General features: G+C 40.4%; 1 protein-coding gene. It reads right to left on the bottom strand.

All coding sequences use genetic code 11. The features are described from left to right. On the bottom strand, positions 1-3,667 hold a 3,667-nt coding region (locus HT709_RS09475), incomplete at its 3' end, for a YPDG domain-containing protein (protein ID WP_172925714.1). Positions 3,668-3,841 lie beyond the last annotated feature (174 nt).

The raw sequence follows: 3,841 nt of genomic DNA on the forward strand, positions 1-3,841 counted from the left end.
TACGAGCTGGTGTTGTTACCGTTACTTTGACTGGAACTTCTTCTTTCGAGCCATCTGGATAGGTTACCGTTACTTTACCGGTAATCTTGTTTCCTGGTTTAGCTTCTTTTGGAATTGTAACAGTGACTTTTCCTTTATCATCTACTGTGATTCCTGGTGTTCCACTTTCGAAGGTTGTTCCCGTTGGAATGTCCTTACCATTTTCTTCTGTTAATGGAATTTCCACCTTAGTTCCTGGTTTGCCATTTCCATCTTCGTATTTCGGTGTGTAGATATCTTTATCTTGTTCACCTACTGTAACCGTTACTGGAACTTCTTCTTTCGAGCCATCTGGATAGGTTGCCGTTACTTTACCGGTAATCTTGTTTCCTGGTTTAGCTTCTTTTGGAATTGTAACAGTGACTTTTCCTTTATCATCTACTGTGATTCCTGGTGTTCCACTTTCGAAGGTTGTTCCTGTTGGAATTTTCTTACCATTTTCTTCTGTTAATGGAATTTCCACCTTAGTTCCTGGTTTGCCATTTCCATCTTCGTATTTCGGTGTGTAGATATCTTTATCTTGTTCACCTACTGTAACCGTTACTGGAACTTCTTCTTTCGAGCCATCTGGATAGGTTACTAGAACTTTTCCTGTTATTTCATCACCTGGTTTTTTATCTTTTGGAATTGTTACGGTTACTTTTCCTTTGTCATCTACTGTGACTACTCCTGGTGTTAAGCTTGTGTATGTTGTGCCTGATGGAATGGTTTTTCCGTTCGCTTCACTTACTGGGATGTCTACTGATGCTCCTGGTTTACCACTACCATCATTGTACTTCGGTGTGTAATCATCTTTATTTGGACGTCCTACAACTACTGGAATATTTACTGTATCATGTGAACCATCTGGGTATGTTACTTTCACTACAGCATTTCCTACATTACCTGATGTATTTGTTGACGGTTTACTTTGTACCGTTAAAGTTCCTGGAGCAAAGTTTTGTACTTTTGCCTTCACTTCATCATCCGTAATGTTATGGTTATACGGAACTGTTAATGTTTCTCCTGTCGGATTATATTTGCTAGCTTGCTCTTCAACAGTGATTTTTATTGTTTTTTCTGAAGAATTATTATTTTTATCATATGCTTTAATTTTTACAGTATAGAATCCTGTCGCAGCATTCGTAGTCCCTGTAATCTTGCCATTTTCATATTTTAATCCTTGTGGTAAATTGCTTACCTCTATTGGATTATTATCACGCAAGCCAACTCCACCTGTATTATCTACAGCTGTTACAGGGATTGGAGTAATTGGTTCGTTTTTAGTTACTGTAGCATCTGCTGCTGTAATGGTTGGCCCCGTCTTATCACCAGCTGTGACAGTGAAAGTAAAGGTCACAGGTTGTGCTGAGTTCCCTGCATCATCAGTAGCCTTAAAGGTAATTGTCTGTGTTTTGCCAACATCTTCTGGCAAAGTCTTAATGGTGATTTTTCTGATTTGATCGGCATCTGTACTTCCTTTTGATTCTACAAATGCTTTCGCTCCAACAATCCTACTACCATATTTGGTTAGAAAATCACTAGCATCCAGTTTAGCCTTTTTATCATCCGTCGCTCTGACTGTAAATGTTACCCATTCACCTTCTGTTACCGTTTGGTTGGCTGGTGTGATGGTCAAGGTTGGGGCTTGTTTGTCTGGTGCTTCTGTCGGTGTTACGGCCTCACTTCGTTCTGAAGTCACTGTTCCATTAGTATTAGTAACTACTGTTTCAGCTGTAATAGGGTTTCCTGGTAGAGCTTCTGTGACTGTAACGGTTGCAGTCTCTCCATTAGTTGTTCCAGTTCCAATAACTCTATCACCATCGTAAATATTAACTTTAGAACCATCTGGCACTCCGCTTCCTACATTCACTGTAAGTTGTTGTCCAGTGAGACCTTTCTTGTTCTCAAAGCCTGAAATAATCGGTTTTTTAGGTCTAACGTTTAATGTAACTGTTCCATCTGAACCTGAGTTGGTATTTTCTGATGATGAACCATCTTTGTAGGTAGCGATTACTTTATAAGTAAAGACTCCAGCTTGAGCTGTACTTGGTTTACGATTGTCTTTCCAGCTCCAAGCCATTCTTGGCGGGAAGTCTTTACCAGTTTTTGAAGTGACATACTTATCAGCTACAGGGTTATCTGTATTTGGAAGACTATCTCCCACCGTTTTGGTGTGTGAACTACCTTTGATAGGGTAGGTTTCTGCCTCTGTGGTCGTTTCTAATCTGGCACCCGTTGCCCCCACAATATATGACTGATTAGTAGTCGTTCCGAAAGTTGTTGTAGCAGCATAGACACGACCGTATTGAGCAGCCTCCTCAGCAGTTACATTGTCTTTAAGTTTAATCTTCGCATGCATATGGACAGCATAAGGAAGATTTGATGGTCCAATTCTAACTCCCAAATAATACGATAGATTTGGATAATTACCATTTTTATCTTTTGTAAGAGTATTCAGAGTACTATCATATCGATTATTCTTGAATACAGCCCATCTCTGTGAATCACGGGTTACTCCCGAAGATGGATCATAGAAAGATATTCTATCATTATTAAAGATGTCATTCTTCTGATTCCACGGATTAGAGATATAAGCTGTATTACCATACGGTCGAAATCCGTTAGTTCCATCAGAAAGTCTTTTTCCACCAATATTTTCGTATCGAGTGAAACCCAAGTCTTTTACAATATTACCAGAATCCATGATATTAAAAGGAGCTTGGAAATAATATTGTTGATTATATGACTTATTCGTCATAGTTTTTCCATCGTTATTGAAGAAGACATCATAGACTATCCATTTACCTTCACTGTCTTCCTGATATTTTGCTTTGATTACTGTCTTATTTTTAGTAAATTCCGGGTCATTATTTCTTGTACTTTGTCCACCATTATCAGATGGGTCAACAGAAGCAAAGTATCTGACATCAGACAAAGCACCGTCGTTGACAGTATTCGGGATAGATTCCAGAGACCTCCTAGATCTTCTAGATCTCTTAGGTTTATCTTCTGGCACAGATGCAGAAGCAGCCCTGTCTGAACCCTCCTCCTTATGGTCGCTCCTTTCAGCAGAAGAACTCTTATCCGCTAATTCACTTCCCTGCGGCTGACTTTCTTCTTTAGAAGATTTTGATAAGACTGCCAAGTCCTTTTCCAACTTCTCAGCAAGACTGTCAAGATCCCCTTGACCTGCATCAGCACGAGATAATAATTCTTTCCCTTTTTGAAGTCGCTCCTTAATAGGACTTACAACTGAAGGATCGTGCTTCGAGTCGGTAGAAAGAAGAGCACTTACCTCTTCCACTAGCTTGCTCAAGCGGCTGCTATCAACTGTAGCAGCTTTCTCTTCAGCAGGTTGAGCTTCCTTATTTGCTGAAGGCTCACTGGCTACTTCGGCTTGATTTTCATCCCTTGCCTGCCCTGCTTCAGACGACTGCTCCCCATCTTTCGGGCTAGCTAGACCAGTAGTCGATGACGACGTGTTTTGGCTTGGGCTATCTGCACTCACAACGTTGGCCCCCATAAACATAAGAGCCGCAACCGCAACAGAAGCTGCACCAAAGCTATATTTACGAATAGAGAAGCGCAAGACTTTTTCGCGTTGATGGCGCTTTACCCTACTGAGTGAATTCGATTTATCTTCCATGTTACCTCCTTAAGAAGACTAATGATATAATAAAAAATAAGTTTCCCAACTCCCACTCCTTCAGAGAGTGAAGCTAGAAACAGCACCGTGATTCTTACTAGTGAGTAAATGATAGGAGATGATACGAGGTCACCCTTAAGCCTCAAGTAACTATAATATCACAGCTATCACAGC

It is taken from the genome of Streptococcus sp. 1343 (assembly GCF_013277355.1).
Taxonomy (GTDB): Bacteria; Bacillota; Bacilli; order Lactobacillales; family Streptococcaceae; genus Streptococcus; species Streptococcus pseudopneumoniae.